General features: G+C 52.1%; 21 protein-coding genes. 6 read left to right on the forward strand and 15 right to left on the reverse strand.

Features of this window, described 5'->3' with window-relative positions:
- Window positions 1-1,064 precede the first annotated feature (1,064 nt).
- Both CRO05_RS00925 and CRO05_RS00930 read left to right on the forward strand, forming a co-directional pair.
- Window positions 1,065-1,259 (forward strand): DUF2795 domain-containing protein, encoded by a 195-nt coding sequence (locus CRO05_RS00925; protein ID WP_097065428.1) that lies wholly within the window; start codon window positions 1,065-1,067, stop codon window positions 1,257-1,259.
- Between the two features lie 63 nt (window positions 1,260-1,322).
- Window positions 1,323-2,441: a glycosyltransferase family 9 protein gene (locus tag CRO05_RS00930; RefSeq protein ID WP_097065429.1), complete on the forward strand. Its 1,119-nt coding sequence runs from the start codon at window positions 1,323-1,325 to the stop codon at window positions 2,439-2,441.
- On the opposite strand, the gene CRO05_RS00935 is transcribed toward CRO05_RS00930, so the two are convergent.
- On the reverse strand, window positions 2,438-3,196 hold the full coding sequence (locus CRO05_RS00935; RefSeq protein WP_235001231.1) for a glycosyltransferase family 4 protein: 759 nt from the start codon (window positions 3,194-3,196) through the stop codon (window positions 2,438-2,440). The two genes, CRO05_RS00930 and CRO05_RS00935, sit on opposite strands and share 4 nt — an antisense overlap.
- A gap of 191 nt (window positions 3,197-3,387) precedes the next feature.
- Complete coding sequence (locus CRO05_RS00940; RefSeq protein ID WP_097065431.1) at window positions 3,388-4,395, reverse strand: glycosyltransferase family 9 protein; 1,008 nt, start codon at window positions 4,393-4,395, stop codon at window positions 3,388-3,390.
- A 276-nt stretch (window positions 4,396-4,671) separates the two neighbouring features.
- Between CRO05_RS00940 and CRO05_RS00945 the strand changes: the two genes are divergently transcribed.
- The 3 genes from CRO05_RS00945 to CRO05_RS00955 all read left to right on the forward strand — a co-directional run bounded on the left by CRO05_RS00945 (window position 4,672) and on the right by CRO05_RS00955 (window position 6,472).
- Window positions 4,672-5,130 (forward strand): YbhB/YbcL family Raf kinase inhibitor-like protein, encoded by a 459-nt coding sequence (locus CRO05_RS00945; protein WP_097065432.1) that lies wholly within the window; start codon window positions 4,672-4,674, stop codon window positions 5,128-5,130.
- 261 nt (window positions 5,131-5,391) lie between these two features.
- The gene (locus CRO05_RS00950; RefSeq protein ID WP_097065433.1) at window positions 5,392-5,946 is read left to right on the forward strand and encodes a DsrE family protein; all 555 of its coding nucleotides are present in this window, start codon (window positions 5,392-5,394) and stop codon (window positions 5,944-5,946) included.
- A 121-nt stretch (window positions 5,947-6,067) separates the two neighbouring features.
- Window positions 6,068-6,472, forward strand: a complete 405-nt coding sequence (locus CRO05_RS00955) for a hypothetical protein (RefSeq protein ID WP_097065434.1) — start codon at window positions 6,068-6,070, stop codon at window positions 6,470-6,472.
- Window positions 6,473-6,540: 68 nt separating this feature from the next.
- Here CRO05_RS00955 and CRO05_RS00960 read toward each other — a convergent pair whose 3' ends face one another.
- From CRO05_RS00960 to CRO05_RS01005, 11 genes are all read right to left on the reverse strand, one after another.
- Window positions 6,541-9,693 carry a hypothetical protein gene (locus CRO05_RS00960; protein WP_097065435.1) on the reverse strand — a complete coding sequence of 1,051 codons (3,153 nt, stop codon included), beginning with the start codon at window positions 9,691-9,693 and terminating at the stop codon, window positions 6,541-6,543.
- A gap of 158 nt (window positions 9,694-9,851) precedes the next feature.
- A complete protein-coding gene (locus tag CRO05_RS00965; protein ID WP_097065436.1) occupies window positions 9,852-10,679 on the reverse strand; it encodes an inositol monophosphatase family protein in 828 nt (275 codons plus the stop codon).
- Window positions 10,676-10,849 carry a hypothetical protein gene (locus tag CRO05_RS15405; RefSeq protein ID WP_159462681.1) on the reverse strand — a complete coding sequence of 58 codons (174 nt, stop codon included), beginning with the start codon at window positions 10,847-10,849 and terminating at the stop codon, window positions 10,676-10,678. Before CRO05_RS15405 ends, CRO05_RS00965 begins: the two co-directional genes overlap by 4 nt.
- 198 nt (window positions 10,850-11,047) lie before the next feature.
- Window positions 11,048-11,854 carry a glycosyltransferase family A protein gene (locus tag CRO05_RS00970; RefSeq protein ID WP_097065437.1) on the reverse strand — a complete coding sequence of 269 codons (807 nt, stop codon included), beginning with the start codon at window positions 11,852-11,854 and terminating at the stop codon, window positions 11,048-11,050.
- A 43-nt stretch (window positions 11,855-11,897) separates the two neighbouring features.
- A complete protein-coding gene (locus CRO05_RS00975) occupies window positions 11,898-13,091 on the reverse strand; it encodes a glycosyltransferase family 9 protein (protein WP_097065438.1) in 1,194 nt (397 codons plus the stop codon).
- Window positions 13,092-13,105: 14 nt separating this feature from the next.
- Complete coding sequence (gene rfaE2, locus CRO05_RS00980; protein ID WP_097065439.1) at window positions 13,106-14,581, reverse strand: D-glycero-beta-D-manno-heptose 1-phosphate adenylyltransferase; 1,476 nt, start codon at window positions 14,579-14,581, stop codon at window positions 13,106-13,108.
- 50 nt (window positions 14,582-14,631) lie between these two features.
- On the reverse strand, window positions 14,632-15,183 hold the full coding sequence (locus CRO05_RS00985) for an HAD-IIIA family hydrolase (RefSeq protein ID WP_200814294.1): 552 nt from the start codon (window positions 15,181-15,183) through the stop codon (window positions 14,632-14,634).
- Window positions 15,174-15,905 carry an SDR family oxidoreductase gene (locus CRO05_RS00990; RefSeq protein ID WP_090881968.1) on the reverse strand — a complete coding sequence of 244 codons (732 nt, stop codon included), beginning with the start codon at window positions 15,903-15,905 and terminating at the stop codon, window positions 15,174-15,176. The genes CRO05_RS00985 and CRO05_RS00990 overlap by 10 nt, the downstream gene beginning before the upstream one ends.
- Window positions 15,902-17,839, reverse strand: a complete 1,938-nt coding sequence (locus CRO05_RS00995) for a glycosyltransferase (RefSeq protein ID WP_097065440.1) — start codon at window positions 17,837-17,839, stop codon at window positions 15,902-15,904. The genes CRO05_RS00990 and CRO05_RS00995 overlap by 4 nt, the downstream gene beginning before the upstream one ends.
- Before the next feature lie 353 nt (window positions 17,840-18,192).
- Window positions 18,193-20,400, reverse strand: a complete 2,208-nt coding sequence (locus CRO05_RS01000; RefSeq protein ID WP_097065441.1) for a bifunctional (p)ppGpp synthetase/guanosine-3',5'-bis(diphosphate) 3'-pyrophosphohydrolase — start codon at window positions 20,398-20,400, stop codon at window positions 18,193-18,195.
- Window positions 20,397-22,838, reverse strand: a complete 2,442-nt coding sequence (locus CRO05_RS01005; protein ID WP_097065442.1) for a DNA internalization-related competence protein ComEC/Rec2 — start codon at window positions 22,836-22,838, stop codon at window positions 20,397-20,399. The genes CRO05_RS01000 and CRO05_RS01005 overlap by 4 nt, the downstream gene beginning before the upstream one ends.
- A 232-nt stretch (window positions 22,839-23,070) precedes the next feature.
- Between CRO05_RS01005 and CRO05_RS01010 the strand changes: the two genes are divergently transcribed.
- Window positions 23,071-23,646 carry a DUF2062 domain-containing protein gene (locus CRO05_RS01010; RefSeq protein ID WP_097066586.1) on the forward strand — a complete coding sequence of 192 codons (576 nt, stop codon included), beginning with the start codon at window positions 23,071-23,073 and terminating at the stop codon, window positions 23,644-23,646.
- 116 nt (window positions 23,647-23,762) lie between these two features.
- On the opposite strand, the gene lolD is transcribed toward CRO05_RS01010, so the two are convergent.
- On the reverse strand, window positions 23,763-24,440 hold the full coding sequence (gene lolD, locus CRO05_RS01015; RefSeq protein WP_097065443.1) for a lipoprotein-releasing ABC transporter ATP-binding protein LolD: 678 nt from the start codon (window positions 24,438-24,440) through the stop codon (window positions 23,763-23,765).
- The gene (locus CRO05_RS01020) at window positions 24,433-25,680 is read right to left on the reverse strand and encodes a lipoprotein-releasing ABC transporter permease subunit (RefSeq protein WP_090881978.1); all 1,248 of its coding nucleotides are present in this window, start codon (window positions 25,678-25,680) and stop codon (window positions 24,433-24,435) included. The genes lolD and CRO05_RS01020 overlap by 8 nt, the downstream gene beginning before the upstream one ends.
- Between the last annotated feature and the right edge of the window lie 54 nt (window positions 25,681-25,734).

The raw sequence follows: 25,734 nt of genomic DNA on the forward strand, positions 1-25,734 counted from the left end.
CAATGGGCACCGAGGCAAATAGCGGCAAAGGATTTCGAAGGGTGATTGGCGGCCCGGCGTTTGCATTGATAATTCTGACGTGATTAGCGCTGGCCCCCAGGCGAGGAGACATTTCGCGCCGCCGCAATGCTGTATTGCTATTGAGTATGACGGTTACCATCTCCTGATAGCCGTACTACAGGCTCGGAACGCGTTGGTAAGCTGCAGGGGATCGCTCCATACCGGCTTTTCTCAACAGATAATAAAAAATCATGGATCATGCATGGGGAAAAACATGCTGCCTTGCTACATGACAAAATGGAACGATGCGCTCATCGTTTAGCACGCTAATTGCGTATCTAATAGTGCGTCCGGGCCGTCCTCACCGCAACCCAAGAAAGCTCAAGACAGCAAGAAGGATAACTATAAAGCCTACCCACCAGATTATATTGTTCATGGCGTTTCTCCTTAAACCAGTTAACCAATCGAAATCACAATAACGTACGGCGTTTAATTCGCCTTTACTTGTCATTTATTATTCCCTTCCGGGTATTTAATTTCTGTTCGCCATTACACATAAGAGCAGTATCAAGAGCCGCCTCTCGGGCGGCGTATCAGAGAGATTTAGAGCGCTGTCTTGCAGCGCGAAAGGCGACGCTGCTGCTATTGGATGTCCGTGAAAGTAAGTATGATCGGATAGCAGGAACTCAGATCCGGCGCGAGGACCTTTAGAGTTCGTATATGGGGGTTATCGATTGCTTCCGGTGGTGCTATGCCAATGATCGATGGTAGCGATCGGCTGATACGTGCGTTTATGTGGTCGCTTGGAGCCGCTTGATTCAAGCGACCGATGACCAATGGCTGAACGGCTCGACGATGGATCAGTTGCCCGATGAATTTAATGAATAAAAAAATACACCCCAGCATACGGTAGGATGACAAAAGCTATGACGGGTGCTATAAAAAGAATCCGGACCACAATCTGGAAGATTGGAGCGACAGCAGTGACGGCGACAGAGAAGATCAAAGATCTGCGGGAAAAAGCCAGGATTGAGATGTAAGACAAACTTCAAAATGGAGGAGTTATGACAAAAGCCAATCCGATTCAAGTGCAAAAGTTCCTATCCGGCATGGATTACCCCGCGAGCAAGGAGGAAGTTGTAAAGCATGCCAAATCCAAAGGGGCGGATGAAAATATAATGCGAACGCTCGAGCAACTGCCAGATGAGAACTTTGAGACTCCCGCCGACGTCAGCAAAGCAATTGGCCAAATTGATTAGTCTTCCCGCTATAGGCTTGGAGGCTCGATTTGACCCAAGAGTGGCGGGGCGCTGTAATTAACGTTGGCAACAGCTTATTTATCCAGCACACCGCATAAAATCGCCGTTCTCCACGCGAAGGCGCTAGGTGATTTTATCGTCACCTTGCCTGCATTAGCGGCGATAAAAGAAACCTACCCGAACGCAGAACTGGTCCTGCTTGCGAGACCGTGGGTAAAGGACTTCCTGGCCGTACGGCCTTCTGTGGTCGACCGGGTCATCAGCGTTCCAGTACTTGCCGGCGTCAACGATTCGGTTGAAGGAGGTCGAGCCAATAATACCGGTCCGAAAGTTGACTCAGCCGAGGTTGAGCTATTTTACCAGGCCATGCGGGCTGAAAAGTTTGCCGTTGTCATTCACATGCAGGGTAGCGGTAAAGCTGCCAATCCTTTTATCAATAAGCTCGGCGCGGCTCTCACAGCAGGCACCCGCAACGCGGCGGCCGAGCCCATCGATCGCTTTATTCCTTATGTGCATTACCAAAGCGAGATTCTGCGCAATCTGGAGATTGCCGCTTTAATAGGAGCTCGTACCGCTAATCTCGAACCCCGTCTTGAAGTAACGGAAACAGACGAGCAGGAAACTGCTCCCCTTGGAGAAATCATTAAAGGCAGGCCTTATGTCGTAATCCATGCTGGTGCGGATGACATGCGGCGGGTATGGCCGGCGGCCAAATTTGCCGATGTAGCGGATAGCCTGATTGAAAGGGGATATGAAGTTGTTTTGACGGGCACGCCAAAAGAAGAAGACATCGTTACAAACGTCCTGCAGGCAATGAAACATACTGCTATTCCCTGCACGTCGCTTGCCCTTGGCGGGTTGGCGGCGCTTCTGCAGAAAAGCGCACTGGTCATCAGCAACGACACCGGGCCGCTTCATCTGGCGCGAGCAGTGGGCGCCCCGACTGTCGGGATTTATTGGGCGCCCAACGTGCTCAACTGGGGTCCGCTTAACCGGAATCGTCACCGCCTCGCTATAGGCTGGCAGCTTGAATGTCCAGAGTGCGGCATTAAACCTGTTTCACCATGGCCGTTTCAACCCGTAACGTCCAGCTGTGAGCATCTGTATTCATTTGTTGAAAGCATAGCGGCTACAGAGGTACTTGAGCTAGCCGCGGAATTACTACCTCCCGCAACAGCTTAGCGAGCCTTTTCGACAACACAACTAACGACGCGCTGCCAGTCACTTGCGAATCGCTTTATATTAAAGCGCTGGTTTGCATAGTTCCTGGCGTTTCGGCCCAGTTCTCTGGCATGCTCGGGGTAATCGATCAGATAGCGCATCCGCTCGATAAGCTTGTCAACATCGGTTTCAACGTAGCCAGTCTTCCCGTTTTCAACCGCCGTCACCATCTCGGTTGTAGCAAGCCCTACCATCGGCAATCCCGTCATCATCGCTTCACAGACCGACAGGCCCAGGCTCGTATAGCGAATCGGATTAAAGAAGAAACGATATTTTGCGACGAAAGCTGGCAGCTCATCGTGCGGCACTTCGCCCAGGCCACCCAGTTCGGCTGTACCCATCCCTACCAGATCCAGCGGTATCTTTTCACGGATTTTTTCGAATACATCCAGACCCAACCGGCGGCCGCGTTTATGAATATTATTCACCACCACGACGCCTTTCGGATGCTCCCCGGTGTACGCCACATTGTCCGGCACCATCACACCATGATCGATGACTGCCGTCGGCGTCCGGTTGTTATCCCACATCAGACGATTAAAGTCGGTCACGTGGACCAACAGCGTGGACGCGTCGTCCACCCAGTGCATCGTATTGGTCGGGTGCTCTTGCGGGGGATCGTGTTCGAGATAAACTTTGGGGAGCTGGCGCTGGTTCTCGGATAGTACCTCGTACTGGTCAACTTCGTAATTCTTGCGATGTTGAAACAATATCACGTCAAAATCGAGATTCTTAACCTCATCGACAGGAACGTCATGTACGTTATTCCCCCAGTCGAACCCCCGCGCGCGGCCGCCATAACCTTCGCCCTCTCCTTTAGGTAAATAAAATTCAAAGGGGGCCTGGGTGAGATAGTAAAGATAATTGCCGTGAATATGCCAGGTAAAAACCCGCAGTCTCTTTTGTTTTATGAGATTCTCCTTTCATTCTCCAGCAGCGCGTTGGTCGCCAAGATCGCCGCCTCGGGCGTCCTGACAGCACTCCCCGACACAACCCGATGTCGAACCTGATCAAGCGGACCCCAGATCCAAGGATCGGTTGTCGTAAAGACGGTAACGCTCGGCGCCTCAACCGCGACCCCCAGGTGCGCAACACCCGTGTCGTTGGAAATTACCGCTCGACTGTCTTTTATCAGGGCTGCGAGCGAGCCAATATCCGTTTTACCTGCCATATCAATCGCCGCACCCGTCATTTTTCCCATCACTGCTTGTGTCAACAACTTCTCTTCCGCAGTACCCGTCAGGACGACCTTCAAGCCTTGCTTGACGCAGCTGTCCGCCACTGCCGCAAAATGCCCGGATGGCCATGGTGTTGCGGAAATAGCCCCCGGATGTAAACAGACGTAGGGCTCTCCCCGAATAGCCTGGTATTCTTCCAATGCATGAAGTTTCTGATAGTCTGCCTCGAATACCGGAAACTCCATTGCCTTGTTTGGCTGACCCATCCCGAGAAACTCCAGTAAGGTCAGGCTTCTCAATAGCTCGGGCTGGTCGGCAGGGTATGGTATAAAGAAATCACTATTAGGCCAGTACTCTTCCTCACCCGAAAACCCAGCCACTGCCCCGGCTCCAAAAAGGGAAACGAGGAGATTCGACACATTGCCTTTGCCGTGCATTTGCAAGACAAGGTCATATTTTCGCTCCTGCATGCTGGCCAGAAACGCTGTTACCGCGTTGGCGCTGAACGGGTATTCCGGCAAGCCCGGGAACCCCGGAAACTCGACAAACTCATCAATGTAATGATTGTAGCGCTTTGCAAGCTCCCTATTCCAGGGGAGCCCGATATAATCAATGGTGGCTTGTGGAAAGGCCCGCCGAACAGCTTTCAATGCTGGCGTGAACAACAGGAAATCGCCCAACTTCAGCGCTCTGAAGATGGCAATTTTGTTAATCGGCAGTCCCGTCACCTGAGCCATATCGTTCCTGCTGATATACCATTATTATCGTCTGCCATGCCATAGTATTACATAGAAGGTCGTGGCTATTTCCGCGAGATTTTCCTATCTATTTCATCTTTGTTTTACTACGCTATTTGATCCGGTTAGAAAATATTATAGGTTTCGTCATTCCGGGCCTTGACCCGGAATCCAGTTCAAACCAACAATGGCATGCTTGACGCCGCCGGCTTTCGCGGGCGCAACGTTTGTATTATTTGTTCACGATCAGACAGGCAGGTAAGAAAGGAGCCTTTCATGTTTATTAACAGTCCAGCATTTCGCGATAGCAGCAATGTCCCCACGCCTCACACCTGTGCTGGGGAGAATATCAGTCCTCCCCTGGAGTTTAGATACCTTCCCCCAGAGACCAAAAGCCTTGTTCTTGTCGTGGAAGATCGCGACGCAACACCGGCTCCCTGGATTCACTGGCTTGTTTTTAACATACCGTCTACGACCACATCTGTACCCCCCGGTCATATTCCCGAGGGCGGTACCGAGGGAATTGCCAATGGCGGCACTCACGGATACGAAGGTCCCTGCCCCAAATACTTCAGCGGCACCCACCATTACCACTTCCAGTTGTTCGCCCTCGATACGGTACTTGATTTACCAGCCACCGCTGATAAAACCCAAGTGGCGGCGAACATGCACGATCACCTTATCGATTCCGCAACGCTCGTTGGCTCATGCGAGGGGACAAAAACCGAGGCGTAGGCTCTCGTGAGATAAATTCAAACAGTAGATATGTTTCTGTCAAACGTTTCTTTCTATTGCGATTCTGGCGCGTCCTTACCTCCGCCTCCGCATGAGGATAGGAAACAAAAGATTGCTCTATTGCCCCCGTCCCCTGCCCGATAGAAACAATTCATCTTCGCCTCGACTGTGTCATTCCGCACAGAGAATTCCAAACATCAAGCTTAATAATAGTTCTTCCTGACTGGCTCATCCTCTCATTCCGGTTTGTCGAGGCTGAACATGAAACTGAATTGTCGATTAATCAGCTGTTGTTTCCTGCTGGGCCTCGCGTTCGACATTCCAGTGACATCTGCGGAATCAGCGTGGCAAAACCCGGTAATTCAGGGATTTGGAAAAGTGCAATCCATGCCGGAGGCAGCGGTTCAGCCTAGCCCCGACCGGGAATACAAAATTCTCTTCGATGTAACCAAAGCGGCGAAGGCGCCCGAACAGGTAAATCCGGGCCTTGAGCATATCGCCCGGCTGATTAACATCTTCGCCCTTGCGAAAGTTCCGCCCGAGAAACTCAAGATCGTCGCCGTGCTCCATGGCCCCGCCACAGCCGCATCACTCGATAATCGCTACTATAGGGAAAAATATCAGTTCGATAACCCCAATCTTGAGCTGATCGAAGTGTTGAAGCGGAACGGCGTCATCGTCTATGTCTGCGGGCAGGCACTTGCTCATAGCGGTTTCGCATCGTCCTGGGTAAACCGGGAGGTTACCGTCGCCTTGGCGGCGCTGACGGTGTTGCCGGTCTATCAACTCGATGGGTATGCCCTCATCCCCGAGTGAAGAGAGAAAGAAGGGCTATTGAATCACTTTTGTCGGTCTTTATCAAATAGCCGTGGCATCAATAACTGCTGATAAACAATCATGCTTTCCGTGAAATCACCTCTTGAAAGGAGAACAAATCATGTTACATGCCGAAGATCCAACAAGCGCAGATCGCGTTCGTCACTCAACAGCGCCCCACGTGAACCACGAAATAGATCGCCGAACAAATAGCAACATCCGGCGTTACGCCAACAGCAGCGAGGAAGTCATCAATAGACGCATTGAGGAGCTCGACAAAGAGTGGGACGTCGAGCGCACGCTGGAAGTCAACGCCTCGACACTGGCCTTGACCGGTCTTTTGCTCGGCGCGACGGTCAACAGGAAATGGCTGGCGTTACCAGCCGTTGTACTGTCATTCCTGCTCCAGCACAGCCTGCAGGGATGGTGCCCGCCATTACCTATATTGCGGCGCTCGGGTGTACGTACGCGGAGCGAAATCGACCGGGAAAAATATGAGCTGAAGGCGTTGCTTGAGGGAAGATAAATTCTGCTAATGGAGATAGGATTATAACAAGAGCGCCGTACAGAACGTTTGTACTATAACTCTCAGGATTATCCAAATAAGTTGAGATATTTACCAGCAAAAATACCAACGGACAGCAATATTATTAGGAGTGATCGCATGACGGGTTGCTCGAACATGGGTTTAAAAGCCCCGTCGCTGATGCCGTTTATTCTATCAATAGTCCTCTCTACTTCTCTCCGCTTGCATATTTTATTTTTACCCAGGTTTTCGGCGCTCTCAATGACAGAACGCTTGAGTTTTTCCGCCTCATATCGAATCAGAAAACCCGAAAAGAAGAGTAATGAGATGCTTGCAGCAAAAGTAATGCCCTTGCTAAGCGGGAAATCCTGATTATCAAAATAAGTGATTTTGGCAAATAGCATCAATATTATGCAGAGCATTGGATAATAAATAAGCCTATCGACCACCTGTGTTCTTTCTGCGACCACGGTAATCATTCTTTCAAGAGACTCAAGTGGAAGCAGATTATTTCCTATTGCATTATTCAAGGCACCAAAATCTATCCTGTCAGCGAGTAAGGAATGTTGTGTACGCAGCTTCTGGATCCAATAAAAGCTCAGTCTCACGGCATCCAGTACAAAGAAAAGCAGAATCATGATGAGAGAAAAACTCAATACCCCTGTCCAGGAAGCCCAGCCACAAGTAGGACCGCGACAAGGCAAAGGCCAAGGCGGTAATAAGTAAATAACTATGGTTTCGATGATTGCAAAGAACAGCCACATTGACGCAACGCGAATTTGGCGATGCTCAACCAGGCCGTAGTTATAGTATTCCCGCCAGAGGATGTCCTCATAACGAAAATAATGAAATGATACAGGGAGGTTATCCGGTCTATTGAAAATACATAATCTGCGTAAGGCGCGAAATATTCCGCAGCAATTTCTATTCGAGTTTGCTGTTCCTGCGTGACGATTATCTGCTTGTCGCCAACGTTTGATAGAGACAAAATCCCAGGGCTCGATTTCGCGTAGGTAGGGGACCAGGATGAGCAAGAGGAATACTAGACACCATTTGAACGGAAAACCTAACGGATACACATCATTGGAGGCATAGAAGACAATACCAAATATAAGAGCACTCCATGGCAGAACAAGAACTTTCCACTCAGACCTGGCTTCATCTAATTTGGCTTCCTGGAAATATTTTTCATTCAGACGGCAAAAATTCCCGTCAAGTTCGCTGATAGCCTTGCAGCAAAATGCGAATGCCAGCAAGACTGCAATAATTTGTATGAATATGGTAGGCCAGAGGCTGGTTCCATCCGTAAAGCTGAGTGGCTCTCCTGATTCATCTGTAGCAAACGGCAAGGCGATGAAGAGTATTACCAGTTCACCAAGCAACAGGTATATGGATAATCTTCTGGAGTTGGGGCGAAATGCCCGGTGAAACCAAATAAGAAAAAATATGATCGCAGCCAGCAGCCCTAACCGCTTTATGGTTTTATCCAAGGCATCGTCGGAGGCGGATGTGTCGGGACTCCATCCAAAGATACGTGCTAACCGCTTTATGGTTTTATCTAGGACATCGTCGGACGTGGATTTATCCGAACTCGCCAAGTGGACGAAGCCGTTGCGACCGACTTCAAAAATCCGGGGTTGGGGAATTTCAAATCTCGTGACATCGTTTGTTACGATCTCGATAGTGCGGTAAAAAATGTTGGTCTGCCGGCTATCCCGAAAGACGTGAAATTTTTCCTGGTATGATTGTTTCTGATGCTGTTCTTTATCCTTGAGTACCAGATCGAAGTGTGAGGCCACCACCAGGTTTCTGGCCGAGCGCCAATGTTGCGGATGAAGCATCTGCGCATCCAGACCGGTTGTAAAAACCAGAATATGCGGCATTTCTGCGCGCAAGGCCTTAATTAATAATAGTTTGTCATAGAAATCACTGCCAAAAATGCCTACTGCTTTTATGCCGCTGTCGCGTTTCTCCAGATTTAAATCATGATGCGGACCTTTAATTTGCTCTGCAAGTCGATAAACATAATCCACTTGACCTGGACCAATGGGTAACGGTGGTGAATTGGATAGGCCCATGACAGAAAGGCGACGAGCCCGTTTGTCGGCTGCCTGATCTTCATTCTTATCCTGTTTATCGATTTTTTGCTGCTGGTAAGCATCCACGCCTTTTAGATAGAAAACATCTTTTATTTCGCAAGTACTGCTTTCAGAATTATTGTCAGTAGATGTAGATTGCGCCTCTGTGCTGGATTTAACGGGTTTACATTTGCCAAATGATTCATAGAGGGATTCACTAAAGCTACGCGATAGATTGCGAGCATTTTCTGAGTCGTATTCAGTAATAATCATTACTTCTTCAGATGATTCTTTAATATTGCGTAGCTTTAGTTCCTCGGCTAGTTTTTTGGTAAGCGCTTTGTCGTCAGTTTGAACGCCGTCAAGTTCGATGCCCTTGTTTTTACAGTTTTCATCATTAATACGGTTAATTTTTTCCGTTATCCAAGCACTACGTTTTTGATCAAGAATGTTATTCAGGTCGTAAATAGAGAAATTAATTTGGCTTATCTCTTCTGACTTAAACAGACTCCCTGACATTCGACCGAACTTATTATTATCAACAAATATTTCACTATTCATCCAGATAACAATAATGTCGGATTTACCTTTATCTGATTCATCTTGGGATTCACGGGAATAATGCTCCCAGCGCACGTCATATTCTTGTTTGCTACTGTTCTCTTGACTAGAGCAAAAGTGCAAATGGCCTGGCTCTAAGGGGCGATGGCCTGGCGCTAAGGGACGATAGCCCGGTTTTAAGGGGCGATAGCCTGATTCTATTAGTCCTGCAATTACCGCGTAACGATGTCTGGTTCGCAGCTCGCTATTTTCTGTGGTATCGGGCCGAACTTTTAACAACGGGGCCAATATTTTTACTGGATTTTTTATAGCAGTTATTTCCTCAATTAACTGCTTTTTGCAGTAGCCTTTAGATTTTTCTTCCTTCGGGTCAGGGGGATCGAAGGCAAAAGGGTCCTCCCAAAACCGGCTTTCATAAGCGTGTCCGGTAGTATTCGGGTCTTGATGTTGGGCGTATGGATCAACGGGGCGGGAGCTCTCGATGGGGCGGTCATACCAGATCAAGAGTCCAAATATGATGAGTAAAGCTAGCCCGGCGAGGGCAAGGTCCGGTTCTTTTATATCTTTTATCGGAGGCATCATCCTGCTAAGCCCCTTACTTATAGTCAAACGTTATTACGATGACATGATCAGGCGCGCTTTTTGATAATTTCCGCTTATGTAAAGGCATTGTCTTAACTCAATGCCGGTGGTAACTCCTTATGATCAGTTCCGAACCGCGGAGAAGTGTCTCGCGTGCTCTAACTTCTGTATAGCAATTTAAAACAAGAAAGATAGGTGTCTATCATCCCGGCAGAGCCCGCAATAACCCCTTTTGAATGTATTGTCCAGTCCTTCCCACCATAATCAACCACCTTCCCTCCTGATGCCCTGACCATGCAGACTCCCGCTACCATATCCGTCAGCTTCGTCGAGGGACGAAAAAACAGATCCAACCGTCCCGCAGCTACCGCTGCGAGAGATAGAGCAGGAACACCAAATACCTTCACTGCCCGAGCCCGTTCCAATACTCTCGAAAGTTGCTCCAGTGTCTCAAGACGTGTCGCCATTTCTGACGAAAAATCGAGGCCGATAACCGCCTTTGCTGGATTGGCTTGGCTGCTTACTTGGGTGACTTCTCCGTTTACTCTTGTTTGTCCACCTTCCTGAGCGCTGTACAAGGTGGAGTGGATGGGATCATAAATAACGCCCAGAACCGGTTTCCCATTGCGAAGAAGCCCGATCGAAACGGCAAGAAGCGGAGGATATCCGTTCATATTTTCCGTTCCGTCAAGCGGATCGACCACCCACTGATCGCCTTGTTCGGCAATATCTCCACCTTCTTCTTCCCCATAGAAACCGCATGGGCGGATTTTTAGTAGCTGTTCTTTTAGCAGCTGCTCGGACTCCTTGTCAGCGTCGGTTACTACCTGCCGCGCGGATTTAAATTCGGGTGCCACACCTTGAGTGTAGTACGCTGTAATAATGTCCCCCGCGTTTCTTGCAATTTTTTCTATTTCTTCAATAAAAGAAACTTCTTCCAGAGGTTTAATCTGCAAGTTTTCCATGTCATTGGTTTGTTTAATCAATCAATGTTTCCGATCGGTTTAAGTGGCGAGGAAATAACATACTCGTCATACCCGCGAAAGCGGGTATCCAGTAGCATGAGGGCATGACTATTGTTGGCTGGATTCCGGGTCAAGCCCGGAATGACGAAATTCACGGTATTTTTCCGGCCAAAGACCGCCACCGAATTCATGATATCTTCCGAGTCAGGCCCAGAATGACGGGGTTCATGGTATTTCCGGGTCGAGCCCGAGTGACAGAATAATTCACGGGTATTTTCAAGTCAGGTCCGGAATGACAAAGCTCATCTTATTTTTCTTGCAGCATAAGTAGCTGAGCAATAGAAGAAATAGGCGAATTTTTCAAAATATTGGATGTCTCACCCTTTTGCTCACAGCACCAACTCCTTCGGAATATCGAATTTTCTGTTAGTTACCGTCGTTGGCGCTTCCTGATGGTAGGCGCCGGACGGGATAAGGCCGCAGCCGCCGTAGCGCTTCATCACTCTCAGCTGTGCAAGGACGTCTTCGCCAGCGTGCTCTTTTGGCACTTCCACCCAGAATTTGAACCCTCCCGTTTCCCATAGCTTTTGAACGTCATACATCACGCAGCCTCCGATCCAGGCAACCTTGTATTTTTTTTGCGTGTCGGGAGTGAGCCGCAGTCTTTCCTGTATATGGAGGATATTGGCTGCATTATGGAGGGTATAGCGCTGCCAGCTTGCATCGTGGGGCGTAACAACTTCCGGCTCCACCGGCCCCTCCCATAACTCGATCGCCTGCTGCTCCGGCCGGTAATCATTCCTGTATGACAGCCCAATGACCGCCTGTCCCACAAATCCGATCTCTTCCTCTCTTTGCGCCTGCAACATATTCCCTATAACAAAAGGCTCCAGCAAAACATCGTCATCGAGATAAAGACAGTATCGCGACTCTACAAGGTCCAGCAAAAACTGCCGCTGCTGAGCCAAACCGCGCCGCGGCAAGTTGGTCAGTTGCTGCACCGTATGCCCTTTTTTTTCCAGCAGACGAATAGCGGTCTGGACTGAAGCATCGTGATAAACCGCCGTATCGCTTTGGTCGGAAATAATGACGGCGAAATCGGGGTAATGCTGAAAACAAAGCCCGGTGAGCGTCACTGCCAGGGCAGCGGGCCGATTACAGGAGGGAATGAGTACCGTAATTTCTGTCCGCATCATTTAATCCCTTTTATATTGATGCCGCGAGCAGATATTGCATTCGTCATACCTGTGGAAGACCGGTAACCAATGGGATGCGCGGCATACTGTTGTTGATTCCGGCTGGATTCCGGGCTGGGTTCCCGGCTGAATCCGGAGTGACTGATACGTGTTTTCCTGCCGGGGAGACAAGCTCACTTACCGCTGCCACAATCGCCTCCGGTGAGGCTCTGGGCGTCGATACTCCCGGAAAAGACTGAAGCAACCGGTTTTTCGTCCGCAGCTCAGGCGGCACCTCAAAGTAAAGCACCCGATTTGATACCTGCCAGGGTGTGTGCTGCGGGTTTGTCATCGCGTACAGCACGACGACGGGCGTCCCGACGGCGGCAGCGACATGGACTGGACCCGTGTTATTCGAGACTAAAACCGGGGCCGCTGCAATCAGCGCGACGAGTTCTGCAACTGATAGCTCACCTGCGAGATTCGTGGCAACATCGCCGAGCTGGCGAGCAATTTCGCCAACATAGTCTCGCTCACCGCCACTACCGGTAAGTACGATTTTATAACCTTGCGTGATGAGCGATCGGCAAGCGGCTATATAATCGTTGGCTGGATAAAGCCGCTTTTCCTCACTCACCCCAGCGTGCAGCACCAGCCAGGGCTCATCCGGTTGAATGCCAGCGGCGGCTGATATAGCCGATATTTTGTCCGATACCTTTTGCCGGCTCTCCTTTGGTATATTCAGCAAAAGCTTTGTGTCGCGCGTCACTGCTCCGGCCATTTCGACCAGCCGGAGCTGCCGTTCAACCTCGTGCATAATGTAGTCGAGCGGTTCCTTATCAGGCACCCACTGACTGATAAGCTGGTAGGGATTTTCGCGGCAATAACCCAGGACAATTTTGATACCCGCCAGATAGCACAGCATGGCGGCCGGCAGCGGGTTCTGGCTGTAGACCGTGAAGATTACGGCTGCGTCGAATTGCCGGCTTCTCAACTCCTTGGCAAGCGCCAACAGCTGTTGCTCTCCGTTGGTTTCACTCGTCTTTACCCAGGGAACATCAAACGGGATGATTTCGTCCACTTCCGGAATAAACGGAGCAATCGACGATCCTGCGCTGGATGTCAAAAGGGTTATTTTTCGGCCTAGAACCGATTGCTTGAGCGCTCGGATAGCCGGCTGGCTCATCATCACATCGCCCATGTTATCCGGGCGAGCGCACAATATATTCTTATGGTTCTTCCAGGCCTCGGAAAACATCGTTCGTTTCCTGGTCAGACAAGTTGCTTATCCAGGTTTTTAATCCTGGTAATGATGTTCGTTGTGGATCGATCCTGTACAAAAGGCATAATCTCGACCTTTCCACCATAGCCCAGGACGATTGGCGCCTCCGGTAAATTCCCGATGGTATAGTCGCCGCCTTTTACGTACACATCCGGCTGAATAATGTCCAGGAGGTTTATCGGCGTATCTTCCTCGAATGATGTTATGAGCGTCACCGCCTCCAACCCGGATAGTATGCGGAGGCGTTCGTACAGGTTATTAATGGGCCGGGCGCTGCCTTTCAGTCGTTTAATACTGGCATCGGAGTTGAGGCCCAACACCAGCACATCACCCAAAGCCCGTGCCTGCTCCAGATAAGTGACATGCCCGCTGTGAAGCAGGTCGAAGCAACCGTTCGTAAACACGATACGCTTGCCTTCTTTTTTGAAAGTATCAACATGGCTCTTCAATTCCTGCCAGTCGCGAATATACTTGCTGCTGCTTCCCAGGTATTGGCTCAGCTCGTTGTGCGTACAGGTAGCGGTACCTGATTTTTGCAGTATCACGACAGCAGCCGACTTGGCTATCTCACCTGCAACTTCGATAGACGCACCGCCGGCCAGCGCAAGGGTAAGCGCACTTACATACGTGTCACCGGCTCCAGCGGCCTTGGTATTCTCGACTGGTTTTGAGAACGTGCGATAGGGCTCTTTGCCATGTTGAAACAGCAAGGCTCCCTCGATATCAATCGTTGCGGCAACATATTTTGTTCCGGTTTTTTTAAGCAGCTTCTGTCCATGGAGTTTGATCTGCTCTGACCGGTGGCCAATTGCGGCCGGTTCCGTGATGGCAAGAAGTGTTACCAGTTCCTGGTAGTTCGGCTTTGCAACGGTGGCCCCGACGCAGCTGTATTTGTCGAGCGACTTTGCGTCAATCACCAGAATATTCTCTCTTTTACCCTGTAGAGCGCCGAGGGCGTCGATGACCTTATCTGTCATGATGCCGTAGCCATAGTCCGAGACAACGACTGCGTCAACCTCGTGAAACTTTTCTTTCAGGGCCTCGATTATCTGCTGCTCATATTCGCCGCATACCGCGTCCGTCGTACCCGAATCAAAGCGCACAAGCAGCTGACTGCCGGCAGTGACGCGCTGTTTTGTAATTGTCCGCCGGGCCTGGTCGCAAATGATGAGTGAGATATCGAGACCATGCCCAGTCAGCGTATCTTTTAGCAGTTCGGCCTCGCGGTCGCACCCCACGGCGGATAGATAATGGACCTCGGCCCCTAATTCAGCCAGATTCACCGCCGTATTGGCTGCTCCTCCCGGCATTGCCTTGACTTCCTTGATATCAACAATCGGAACTGGAGCCTCCCTGCAAATACGGTTAGCCGAACCATCCATATAAACATCGAGCATTGCATCACCGATCACCAGTACCTTTAAACCACCAAAACGATTAATAATGGCAAGACACTCGCTGTTCATACTGCCTCCTTTCACTCCACGTGTTTGACTCCACAGTGTGGCGGTTTGGCTTAATGACAAATAATATCTGCTGCTTCGGTCAAATCCCTGACTGAATACACGGGTTGTCGATAGTCACCCATTACCCACTCTGTCTCGTTGCCGTTATTGAAGTGGATGGTGTGGCAGCCGGCGCGGTTGCCCGCTTCCACGTCATGCAGGATATCGCCGATCATCCATGAGATTTGCGGCTTGATCGCGTAGTCCTTCGCTGCCCGTAAAATCATTCCCGGCATTGGTTTTCGGCATTCGCAGCCGTCATTGGGGGCGTGCGGGCAATAATAAAAAGCGTCTATTTTGGCGTCATATGGCGCCAGCAGAGTTTGAATCCGCCTGTTAATCGGCAGGAGGTCCTTTTCCTTGAACAAGCTTCTGGCGATGCCCGATTGGTTGGAAACGACAATCAGTTTGTAGCCGGCATCTTTCATACGGCGGAGCGCCCGGCCGGCGCCGCCCGAAAGCCAGACTTGCCGCGGATCGACGTTGTACGGCACATCATGAATGAGGGTGCCATCCTTATCGATAAAGACAGCCCTGCCCCCTTCCATCGGCTCTACGGCCATGACGTCTCCCTCATTGGCAGCACCATTACCTCTGGTATCACCGTTTCGTCCGGCTGGGTCAGGACAAAGTGAACCGTCTCGGCCACATTTTTAGGATCCTGAAGAACATTTGGGTCGGTATCGGGAAACCGCTCCATGATAAAGGGAGTGCGCATTCCGCCGGCAACCACGGCGGTAACTTTTATATTATCCCGGCGGCCTTCCGCATGCAGAGCGTGGCTGAAACCAAGCAGGCCCCACTTACTGGCATGGTACGCGGTCGCCTCGGTCCAGACCCGCTTCGCAGCCGTGGAGGTAACATTGACAATGTGGCCCTTCCCTTGACGCTTCAGTAACGGATAGATGGCTTTTGACAGCAGGAAAGGACCGTGTAAATTCACCTCCACTACGCGCTCCCAATCAGCGATGCTTAAATCTTCGATCGAGAGCGTCACGTCCGTACCGGCATTATTGATCAATACATCAACGCGCCCATGTTCGGCCATAATGTCATCGACAGTCTGCCTGACATCATCCTCATTACGAACGTCCAGCAAATACGAGTAAGCGGTGCCACCCGCATCGTTGATAGCCTGAACTACGCTTTTCACTTGATCTTCCTTGATATCGCAGGCGCAGACAATCGCCCCCGCTGCGCCGAGGGTGTTCGCAATAGCCTCGCCCAATCCCTGGCCCGCACCAGTAACAATGGCTACTTTATCGGTTACGCTTTGTTGACTCATGCTTTGATTTTCCTCTTGTTGATGATTTTTCCAGATCGACTAACCACCTGGAGCTGACCCATTGGCCATTCTTCCGGTTCCTGAATAGTATTCTGATCGTCCACCATGATTTGCTGCTCAACCAGGTGGCTCAGCATGTGGAGAACAAGCAGCTGTACCTCCTGAATACGCGACGTCTCATTCGATGGAACGATGATGTTGAGATCCGTCAATTCGGCAACAGGTCCGCCCTCTTTACCGAGTAGTCCAATACAAAACATTTCTCGCTTGCGAGCCGCCCGAATCGCTGCGACCAGGTTGAGCGACTGCCCGCTTGTGCTAATAACAATCAGAATGTCGCCGGCTCGTCCATATGCATCGACCTGCCTCGCAAAAACCTCATCAAAGGTAAAATCATTTGCCCAGGCAGTTACAAATGTTGTGTCTGCCGTCAGCGCCATCACTGGCAGGCCCCTGCGTTCAGAGGCCTCGAAGCGACCAACGAGTTCTGTTGCAAAATGTTGGGCTTCGGCGGCACTACCGCCATTACCGCAGACCAGTACCTTCCCCCCCCGCGCGAGTGAGCGATAAATAGCCTGCGCGGAATCAAGGGTCGCGAGACGGATTTTCCGCCTCGACGTTTTAATGGTATTTATCAATGACTCGAAGGAGTCGTCGATGTATGAGAGCGGGTCATCCTCGTCATCCGTCCGCAAAGGGCTCTGCATCGCGACCCGTTCATACATATTGGCCGTAAGATGCGTTGCCTTCATCCATGTATAGTTCTCATTGACATGACGAATGGCGTTGTCCTTGAAGTACTTCATGAGTTTATTGCTACTCAGTAGTTCAATGATGCGCCGGCCAAGCAAGGCGGGATCGTTTGCGGGCACGAGAAAACCGGTTTTGCCATCTATAACGGTGGATTTGATACCGCCGACATTTGAACCTATCACTGGCGTTCCGCACGCCATGGATTCAAGCGGGGTAATCCCGAAGGGCTCATACCAGGGCGTCGTCGTAAACACATCGGCTGCGCTGTAGTAATAATGCAACACGTCGCGAGTCCGGCGTCCCACAAATGTAACGAGATCACTTCCGCCTTCTGCTTCGGCCAATTTTTGCAAGCGGCCGATTTCCGGGGTGGTTTCGGGGTTGGGCTCATCTGATTCGCCGCCCACAATCAACAGTCGCGCGTTGAAGTTATGCTCCCGCCGCATGTAGCCGAGCGCTTTTATGACGTTATCAACTCCTTTACGCGGCACCATGCGGCCCAGCTGCAGGATGATTTTTTCCTTGGGATCAAGTTTCAACGCCATCCGGGCGAACAGTTTATCGAGCGGGTAAATCTCATCCGGGCGGAAACCGTTTGGAATAATAGTGATCTTTTCGGAATCCGCCTGATAGAGATTTATCAGGTCATCCCGATCCTGCGGGCATAACGCCACGATCTGGTCCGCCTCTGCTACTATCCGTTCCTCGATGGCAAAACCTTCATCGGGGAACCAGTCGTTCCTGCCCTGATGGATTCTGCGCACTTTTGCCAAAGCATGAAAGGTAACGACGAAAGGAATACGAAGTTTCTGCTTGATGTCCGCCGCCACGAGTGCAGACATAAAGAAGTGGGCGTGAATAAGCTTGTAGGGGTTGTTCTCTGCTTCAATAACGCGCAGCATGTCCTTCGTAAAAGCCGGCATATAAGGGAGCAGCTTTTCTTTGGGAATGAACGTTACCGGACCGGCTCTTACATGGATGACGCGTATGCTTCCCCGCCAGTTAATGATTTCGGGCATGCGCCGGTCGTCCCAGCGGGTAAATATGTCGATTTCGTAGCCTAGCGCCGCCAAATGCTGGGCCAGTTCCGCCACTGCAATATTTTGCCCGCCTGTATCTGCGCCCCCGACGGCTGCCAAGGGTGAAGCGTGTTCGCTTATAAGGGCAATTCTCTTCTTCATGCTTTCCCCTTCTACTGAAGCCAGACAGATGACCTATCTTGGTTATGGGACATGAGCAGCATGGTTTAGGCCAAAGTTTTACCGTAAAGCCTCGTCGGTGGACCCACTTAGCGGCGTCCAAACAACTACGGATGGAGCATCTCCACCAGATCAGCGTGCCGAATTAAGCATAGATCACTCCGCGCTGATGTCAACTCAAGCGATTTTTCCCGGAATCGGGTGCTATAAAGCAGCTGGAGAGTGAGGGCGGTGAGATGTCAAGCGACGGAAAGCTATGAATGCGAGCCTCCGAGTCCCGGAGGACCGGCATTCTCATTAATGCAATTGGAAACGTTCAGCGTTCAGCCAAACGATCATTTCCGCGATGCCGATATCACTCCGGGTACGCTCCCTATCAACGCCAGAACGCGACGCAACTGAGTGAGATCGGTAATTTTCAGCGTAAACCGCATGCTTGCGGTAACGTCCCGGCTTTGCGCGCGGGTAGCGGCAACATCGATTTTTTCGCGAGACAAAACGTTCGAAATATCCCGCAGCAATCCTTGCCTGTCCTGAGCCTCGACCTCCACATCGACCGGATAACTCATGCCTTTCGATAAATCCCACTCCGCGGAGATGAGGCGCTCGGTGCTTTCCCCGGATAAGCGGGACAGATTGGCGCACTCTTGACGATGTATCGTGATGCCGCGTCCACGCGTGACAAAACCAATGATCGGGTCTGGCGGAGCAGGCTTGCAACACCTCGCCAACGTCGTCAGCAGCTTGTCAACACCGACGACGAGTATGCCTGAATCATATTGTGAAACGGATTTTCTTCCTGTCGGCAACTCGGGGGCCGGCAACGCAGGCTCGGTCCCGCCGACCAGGAACGACCCTAACTCACGGGTATTGATATCTCCTCTGGCCACCGCGGCCAGGAAAGCGTCGAGTTTGGCAAACTTGAACTCACCGGCCAGTTTGTCCAGGCTCATCGCGGTCATGCCGTGGCGCTGCAATTCCTTTTCCACTAGCGCTCGCCCCTGCGCCAACGCGGCGTCGCGCTGCTGGCTGCTGAACCATTGCCTGGCCTTTGATCGCGCACGATGGCTCTTCAGATAACCTAAAACGGGATTGAGCCAGTCCCGGCTCGGTCCGCCCTGTTTAGCGGAAATGATTTCCACCCGTTGCGCATTTTGCAGCGTGTAGTCGAGCGGGACCATGACATCGTCGACTTTTGCACCACGGCAGCGGTGACCAAGGTCGGTATGCACGTGGTAGGCAAAATCTATTGGCGTGGCGCCCTTGGGCAAGGAAATTACCCTGCCCTGCGGGGTCAGCACGTAGACCGAGTCCTCGAACAACGCAACCTTGAAATGCTCGTCTAATTCGCCTGCGTCCGCGACGTCGTCCTTCCATTCCAGGATCTGCCTCAACCAGGCAATTTTTTCTTCATACCTGGCATCGCGCCTCGCCCCTTCTTTATAGCGCCAGTGTGCGGCCACACCCATTTCCGAATGCCGATGCATTTCATGGGTGCGAATCTGCACTTCAATTACCTTGTCTTCCGGGCCATGGACAGCGGTATGAAGCGAACGGTAATCATTGCCTTTCGGTCTGGCGATATAATCGTCGAATTCCTTCGGGATGGGCACCCACAGGTTATGCACCACTCCCAGCGCGGCATAGCAGTCTCTCACGTCGTCAACAAGAATGCGTACAGCGCGGGCATCGTGGATTTCCTCGAAGTCCACACCCTTGCGTTTCATTTTTTTGTGGATGCTGTAGATGTGTTTCGGGCGCCCGGTGACTTCAGCCTTGATTCCTGTTCGCTGCAATTCGCCACCCAATTTATCCACCACCATGGCAATATACTGTTCCCGGATGCGGCGCGTATCCTCAAGCAAAGTGGCGATTTTTTTATAGCGTTCGGGGTCGATAATTCGAAAAGAGAAATCTTCCAGCTCCCACTTCAGTTGCCACAGCCCCAGGCGGTTCGCCAATGGTGCGAATATATCCAGCGTCTCATGTGCGATCTCCGCCCTATTGGGAACGTTGTTCCCCGCGATATATCGCATTGTCTGCAAACGATCCGCCAAGGCAATGATGACGACACGAATGTCTTCGACCATTGCCAGCAGCATCTTGCGTAATGCCTCGACTTGCGCGCCACGATCCACTCCATTGCCGGTCCCTCCCGCTCCCATTGTCCTGATGCGGCCCATGCGTGCCATTCCTTCCACCAGATGAGCTACCGTCGGGTTGAAAGCGGCTCGCACTTTTACCTCATATTCATCCAGATAATCCGGCACGCCGTAAAGAATGCCTGCCACCAGAGTGTCGCTATCGACCCGCAGCGAGGCCAGGACTGATGCTACGCCCTGCATGTGCTGAATGCCTGGCTCGCCCGTGGGAAGGAATCTTCCGGCGTAAAACGGGCGGGAAAAATCCAGCGCATGGGCGAGCACCTCGGTTTCACCGGGAGAAAAGATAGGCGCCAAGGTTTCCAGCCAGGACGTATCATCCTGTCTCTGCATGGCGGGAGAAGCTACTGCGGAACCTGTATCCGGCGATCTGTCGCTCATCTTTTATTTTGTGCCTTTGTGTTAATCTCGGGACTATCCTGCCAGTAGCGGCGCCGCAGTGCGCGCGAGGTTTCCACCGAAAGGTCATTATCCTCAAAACGCAGCAGTATCGCGCCATCGATATCGCTACGCAGCAACCTGCTTCCAACTGCCCGATAACGCTCCACCACGTCATCCTTGGGATGCCCGAAGCGGTTGCGATATCCTACGGTAAATATTACCAGCCCTGGATTCACCCGGCGTACAAACTCGTCGGTTGAGGAAGTTTTACTCCCGTGATGGGGCGCGACCAGCACTGTGGAGACGAGGTTGCCCGTGTCATTTGCAAGCAACTGATACTCGGATTTTTTCTCGATGTCGCCCGGCAGCAGCACACTGCCGTGCGAGGTGGTGATTTTCAGCACGCAGCTTAACGCGTTGGTTTTGAGCCTGGGATTATCGTAGCTGTGCTCCGAAGGATGCAATATGTCGAAGCGGATGCCATCCCATTGCCACGATTGTCCCGCACGGCATCGTTGCCTGTTTGGTGCGGCCAACTGTATGGGATGATCGTCGCGCAACGATGAAACCAGCCATTCCACCGGCACGGCTTGCTGTACCGACAATGCCCCGCCGCTGTGGTCTCCGTCAGCATGCGTTACGATCATTGCGTCAACATGTTTTATACCTTCTGCCCGCAGAAAAGGAACAATGGTGCGGTTGCCGCTATCCGCCTCCGAGCTGAAACCCGGGCCCGTATCGTAGAGCAGGGCGTAATTTTCCGTACGCGCCACTACCGCCAATCCCTGGCCGACATCCAATACGGTCAGCCACAACTCTCCTGATGCCGGCTTTGGCGGAAGCGCCAGAAACATGGGCAGCAACGCAACCAGCCCCAGCCATCGAGCTGGAAAACCCGTTGTAAGCCTGGGACCCATTCCTAACCCCAGCCCTAGCCCCAATGCCCCGGGCAGCATTATCCAGAAGATTCCGGCCATTCCGGCCATGACTGCCCAGGCGGGCGGCGCATGCTGGCTCCAGACCGCCTGTGGTGAATCGCTCATCCACTGCATCGCCTCCATGCAAGCACTCAGCAGCCAGTGCGCAGGCGTCAACATGAAATCGAGCGGCGGCAGCGCAGCCAGCAGGGTTAACGGAACCACCACCAGGCTCACCAGGGGGATCGCTATGGCGTTTGCAACAGGCGAAACAAGCGATACCTGCTGAAACATCGCCAGCAGGGGAGGTATCAGGCTAAGCGTTATCGCCCACTGCACCCGCGCCCAACCGATTAACCAGTGCGATCTACCGATACGCCCGACCGATATCAGCATGATGACCGCTATCGCACCGAACGATAACCAGAAGCCGGGCGACAATACCGCCCATGGATCGAGCGCCACGACTGCCAGCAATGCCCAGGCCAGGACTGTCGTCATCGAAGTGGATCGCCCCAGCCACAGAGCGATGGCCACTACCGCAAGCATATAGACCGTGCGCTGTGCCGGTATCGCAAACCCCGCCAGCAGCGCATACCCTAACGCCACTACCAGTCCCGCGACGGCTGCGGCTTTGCGCGCCGGCAACAGCAACGTCAAATGATGGCTCCGCCGCCACAACCAGTAAACGAGTGCAAATATCAGGCCAGATACCATGGTGACATGGAGCCCGGATATACTCATGAGATGGTTTATTCCGGTGCGGGTAAATATCTGCCACTGTTCGCGGGGAATGGCACGCTGGTCGCCCACCGCCAGCGCAACCAGAACACCGGTATAAGCATGGCCTGGCAATGCCCGCATAAAACTTTCACGAACTTCCTCGCGCAAACGCTCAATCTGATAAGCCGGTCGGCTGACCATTTCGTCCAGACGCATGTTCCCATCATTTTTCCGGACGTAGCCGCTAGCCCGTATGTTGCGTTCCAAGGCCCATTGCTCGAAGTCAAAGCCATGGGGATTGACGCTGCCATGCGGACGTTTGAGCCGCGTAGTGATCCGCCAGCGCTCGCCTGCGCTGATTTGGGGGGGCGCAGCCTCTGCCGCCGAACGCTTTCCGTGCTCGTCATACCAGGAGAGGGAAATGTGTGCGGGAACAATGGCGCCTGTCGTCAGCACTTGCTCCACATCGAAAGCAAAACGCACGTGCCTCTCGTTGACTTGCGGCAGCTCTGCTACCACGCCGATCAACTGGATATCGCGTCCTTCCCATTCATGCGGGAGCACATCCGCTAGGCGCCACTGGGCAAAAGCGGCCGCCCAGAAAAATCCCGCACCCAGAAAAATGCCCGCCAACAGAACTTTGCCGAGCACCATAAAAATGGCGCTTCGAGAGCTTAGGAAAAGGAATGCGAACGCCGCACCGGGCAATAATAGCCATACCGATGCAATTTCCGGCAATAGGGCCTGCTGTTGCAGCATTCCAACCCCAATGGCAAACGCCAGAATATAGGCTTGCATCAGCGATTTGTGCTATCTATTGAACATACGAACATTGGAAAACTACCGGACCAAAGAGGAAAGCCGTGCTCTGCGGGAAAAGTTTCGCCCCTTTAGGTATGCCAGTAAAAACGTCGGAGTTATTAGAGGAAATTTCGATTGCTCCAAGCCGCCGGATTTCCGGTCGGCATATCGAAGGCTTGCCAGGTTATTTACGTTGCACCCCAAGCCCGTATTTCCGTACACTCTTCTTGTGTCGCGAAAATTTTTCAAAAAATATCTGCCCTCTCACGAGACCATTCGGCAAAACCGCTTTGTCGCGCTATTTGGAAAACGCCTGCACCATCACAATCTGTGGCATCTGCATCGCCGGTCGGTGGCAGGAGGCGTTGCAGTCGGTTTATTTGCCGGCCTGATCCCCGGCAGCAACCCTGTACAGTTCTTTTTTGCCGCCTTGCTTGCTATCGTTTTCAAGGTAAATCTCCCCGTGTCAGCAATTACGACACTCTATTCCAATCCCTTTACCATCGTGCCAATCTATGTTGCCGCCTACGCCATTGGTGCATTCGTGACAGGCGAGGGCACGGGCAGCATGCCCCAAATGGAGCTGCACTTGATGGATAAGAGCATCAGTGAATGGATTCCCGCATTGATGGATTGGGTGATTTCGCTCGGCAAGCCTTTACTCGTGGGTATATGTCTGCTGGCGCTGCTGCTTTCTTTGGTGGGTTATTTCGTGGTGCGCGGAGGATGGCGGCTATACGCGATTTACGAATGGCGAAAGCGGGCGAAACGACGCAGACAAAACAATGCGGATAAAACTCGGTGAATCGCTCGGATGAAATAAACGAAAGGAAGCTCGTCAAGGTCTCATCAACCGTTACAACATGAACGAAACCAGCTCCAAGCTGCGGAAATGGCACACTCGCAACGAGTGTTATAGCTTCAGCCGCCCAGCAGGCCGTCTTCCAGGTGCAGTATCCGTCCGGCCTTTCTCGCCAAATCGGGATCGTGCGTGACAATGATGAGGCTCGCGTCCATGCTGCGGTTGAGTTCGAGCATCAAATTGAATACGTCTCCCGCGGTACGCCGGTCGAGGTTGCCGGTGGGTTCATCGGCAAGAACGCAAGCTGGCCTGGTAACCAGGGCGCGCGCGACCGCCGCCCGCTGGCGCTCGCCGCCGGAGAGTTCTCCGGGCGTATGGGTAAGGCGATGGCCCAGGCCCACCTGCTTCAGTACTTCTGCCGCACTGGCATATGCTTTAGTATTGCTCATGCGCCGGACGAGGAGCGGCATGGCAACATTTTCCAGTGCGCTGAACTCGGGCAGCAGATGATGAAACTGATAAATGAAGCCGAGCGACTTGTTACGCAGCTGGCACCTTTCCTCCTCGTGAATGGTGGCGATATCCTGTCCCATGATGCGTATCTGCCCAGCCGTGGGCGCATCCAGTCCCCCAAGCAGGTGCAGCAGCGTACTTTTTCCGGAACCTGATGAGCCTACAACAGCAACGGTTTCCCCCGCTTCCACATTCAGGTCTATTCCCATCAGCACCGGCACTTCCAGTTTGCCCTGGTAATAACTCTTGCGCAGGTTCTGGCAGGAAATGATGTTTTTATTCATATCGCAACGCCTCTGCGGGATTGACTCTGGACGCTCGATAACTTGGATAAAGTGTCGCCAGCAAGGTCAGCACAAACGATACCACGGCCACCGTGATCACATCCGCAAGCTGGAGGTCTGACGGAATTTCACTGATGTAATAGACCTCTCGTGAAAGGAATTGCACGCTGAACACGCGCTCGATCAGCGCTATCACTGCCTCCACGTTGTAGGCCAGCAGTACGCCGCCTATCACGCCCAGTGTTGTTCCCAGTATACCGATCAGCGTGCCCTGCACGATAAAGACTTTCATGATACTGCGCGGGCTGGCGCCCAGCGTGCGCAGTATTGCAATATCCGACTGCTTGTCGGTTACGGTCATGACCAGGGTGGAAACGATATTGAATGCCGCCACCGCGATAATGAGGGCAAGAATGAGCCCCAGCATGCGCTTCTCGATCTGGATCGCGCGGAAATAATTGGCATGCTGGCGGCTCCAATCGGTGATATGGATATCTGCCGAAATCATCGGCGCAAGCTCTCGCGCCACTTGCGGCGCCTGGAACAAATCGTGCAGCTTCAATCGCACACCCGATACCTGATCGTCTCCCATTCGATACAGTTTCTGTGCGTCCGCCATGTGAATCAGCACCAGGCCGGAGTCGTACTCGAAATGTCCTGCTTCAAAAATGCCGATAATCGTGAACTGTTTGAGGCGCGGCAATATGCCTGCTGGCGTTACCTGTCCCTGAGGTGAGATCAGAACAATCTTGTCGCCGGTAAATACGCCGAGTACCCGCGATAATTCCCGCCCGATGACGATGCCGAATTGTCCCGGCACAAGGTCATCCAGCTTGCCGTCTATCATCATCCGCCCAAGATCGGCTACGTTGTCCTCGGTCCCCGGCAGGATGCCCCTTACCACGACACCGCTGACGACTTGATCGAACGACACCATGCCTTGCGCGCTGACATAAGGTGCGGCAGCCTCTACCTCAGGATGCCTGAGTGCTTCCTCCGCTACCTGGCGCCAGTCGGTCAGCCTGCCGTCTATGCCGCTCACCTGGATATGGGACGCCACACCGAGGATACGTGAACGGACTTCTTTCTGAAAACCGTTCATGACCGACATGACAGTGATAAGCGCTGTCATGCCGAGGGTAATACCCAGCAGGGAAATCAGGGAAATGAAAGAGATGAAGTGATTACGGCGCTTCGCGCGGGTATAGCGCAAACCGATAAAGAGTTCGTAAGGCGACACGGATCAGCAGACCTGGATACAAAACGGAATCCCGAAGTGTGCCACATTCCTTCT

The sequence above is a fragment of the Nitrosovibrio sp. Nv4 genome, assembly GCF_900215485.1.
In the GTDB taxonomy this organism is placed as follows: domain Bacteria; phylum Pseudomonadota; class Gammaproteobacteria; order Burkholderiales; family Nitrosomonadaceae; genus Nitrosospira.

Bases quoted from the DNA above. Each gene is read 5' to 3' on its own strand.
- CRO05_RS00925 (WP_097065428.1), top strand. From the start codon at position 1,065: ATGACAAAAGCCAATCCGATTCAAGTGCAAAAGTTCCTATCCGGCATG.
- CRO05_RS00940 (WP_097065431.1), bottom strand. From the start codon at position 4,395: ATGGCTCAGGTGACGGGACTGCCGATTAACAAAATTGCCATCTTCAGA.
- CRO05_RS00945 (WP_097065432.1), top strand. From the start codon at position 4,672: ATGTTTATTAACAGTCCAGCATTTCGCGATAGCAGCAATGTCCCCACG.
- CRO05_RS00950 (WP_097065433.1), top strand. From the start codon at position 5,392: ATGAAACTGAATTGTCGATTAATCAGCTGTTGTTTCCTGCTGGGCCTC.
- CRO05_RS00955 (WP_097065434.1), top strand. From the start codon at position 6,068: ATGTTACATGCCGAAGATCCAACAAGCGCAGATCGCGTTCGTCACTCA.
- CRO05_RS00960 (WP_097065435.1), bottom strand. From the start codon at position 9,693: ATGATGCCTCCGATAAAAGATATAAAAGAACCGGACCTTGCCCTCGCC.
- CRO05_RS15405 (WP_159462681.1), bottom strand. From the start codon at position 10,849: ATGAATTCGGTGGCGGTCTTTGGCCGGAAAAATACCGTGAATTTCGTC.
- CRO05_RS00970 (WP_097065437.1), bottom strand. From the start codon at position 11,854: ATGATGCGGACAGAAATTACGGTACTCATTCCCTCCTGTAATCGGCCC.
- CRO05_RS00975 (WP_097065438.1), bottom strand. From the start codon at position 13,091: ATGTTTTCCGAGGCCTGGAAGAACCATAAGAATATATTGTGCGCTCGC.
- rfaE2 (WP_097065439.1), bottom strand. From the start codon at position 14,581: ATGAACAGCGAGTGTCTTGCCATTATTAATCGTTTTGGTGGTTTAAAG.
- CRO05_RS00985 (WP_200814294.1), bottom strand. From the start codon at position 15,183: ATGGCCGTAGAGCCGATGGAAGGGGGCAGGGCTGTCTTTATCGATAAG.
- CRO05_RS00990 (WP_090881968.1), bottom strand. From the start codon at position 15,905: ATGAGTCAACAAAGCGTAACCGATAAAGTAGCCATTGTTACTGGTGCG.
- CRO05_RS00995 (WP_097065440.1), bottom strand. From the start codon at position 17,839: ATGAAGAAGAGAATTGCCCTTATAAGCGAACACGCTTCACCCTTGGCA.
- CRO05_RS01000 (WP_097065441.1), bottom strand. From the start codon at position 20,400: ATGAGCGACAGATCGCCGGATACAGGTTCCGCAGTAGCTTCTCCCGCC.
- CRO05_RS01005 (WP_097065442.1), bottom strand. From the start codon at position 22,838: ATGCAAGCCTATATTCTGGCGTTTGCCATTGGGGTTGGAATGCTGCAA.
- lolD (WP_097065443.1), bottom strand. From the start codon at position 24,440: ATGAATAAAAACATCATTTCCTGCCAGAACCTGCGCAAGAGTTATTAC.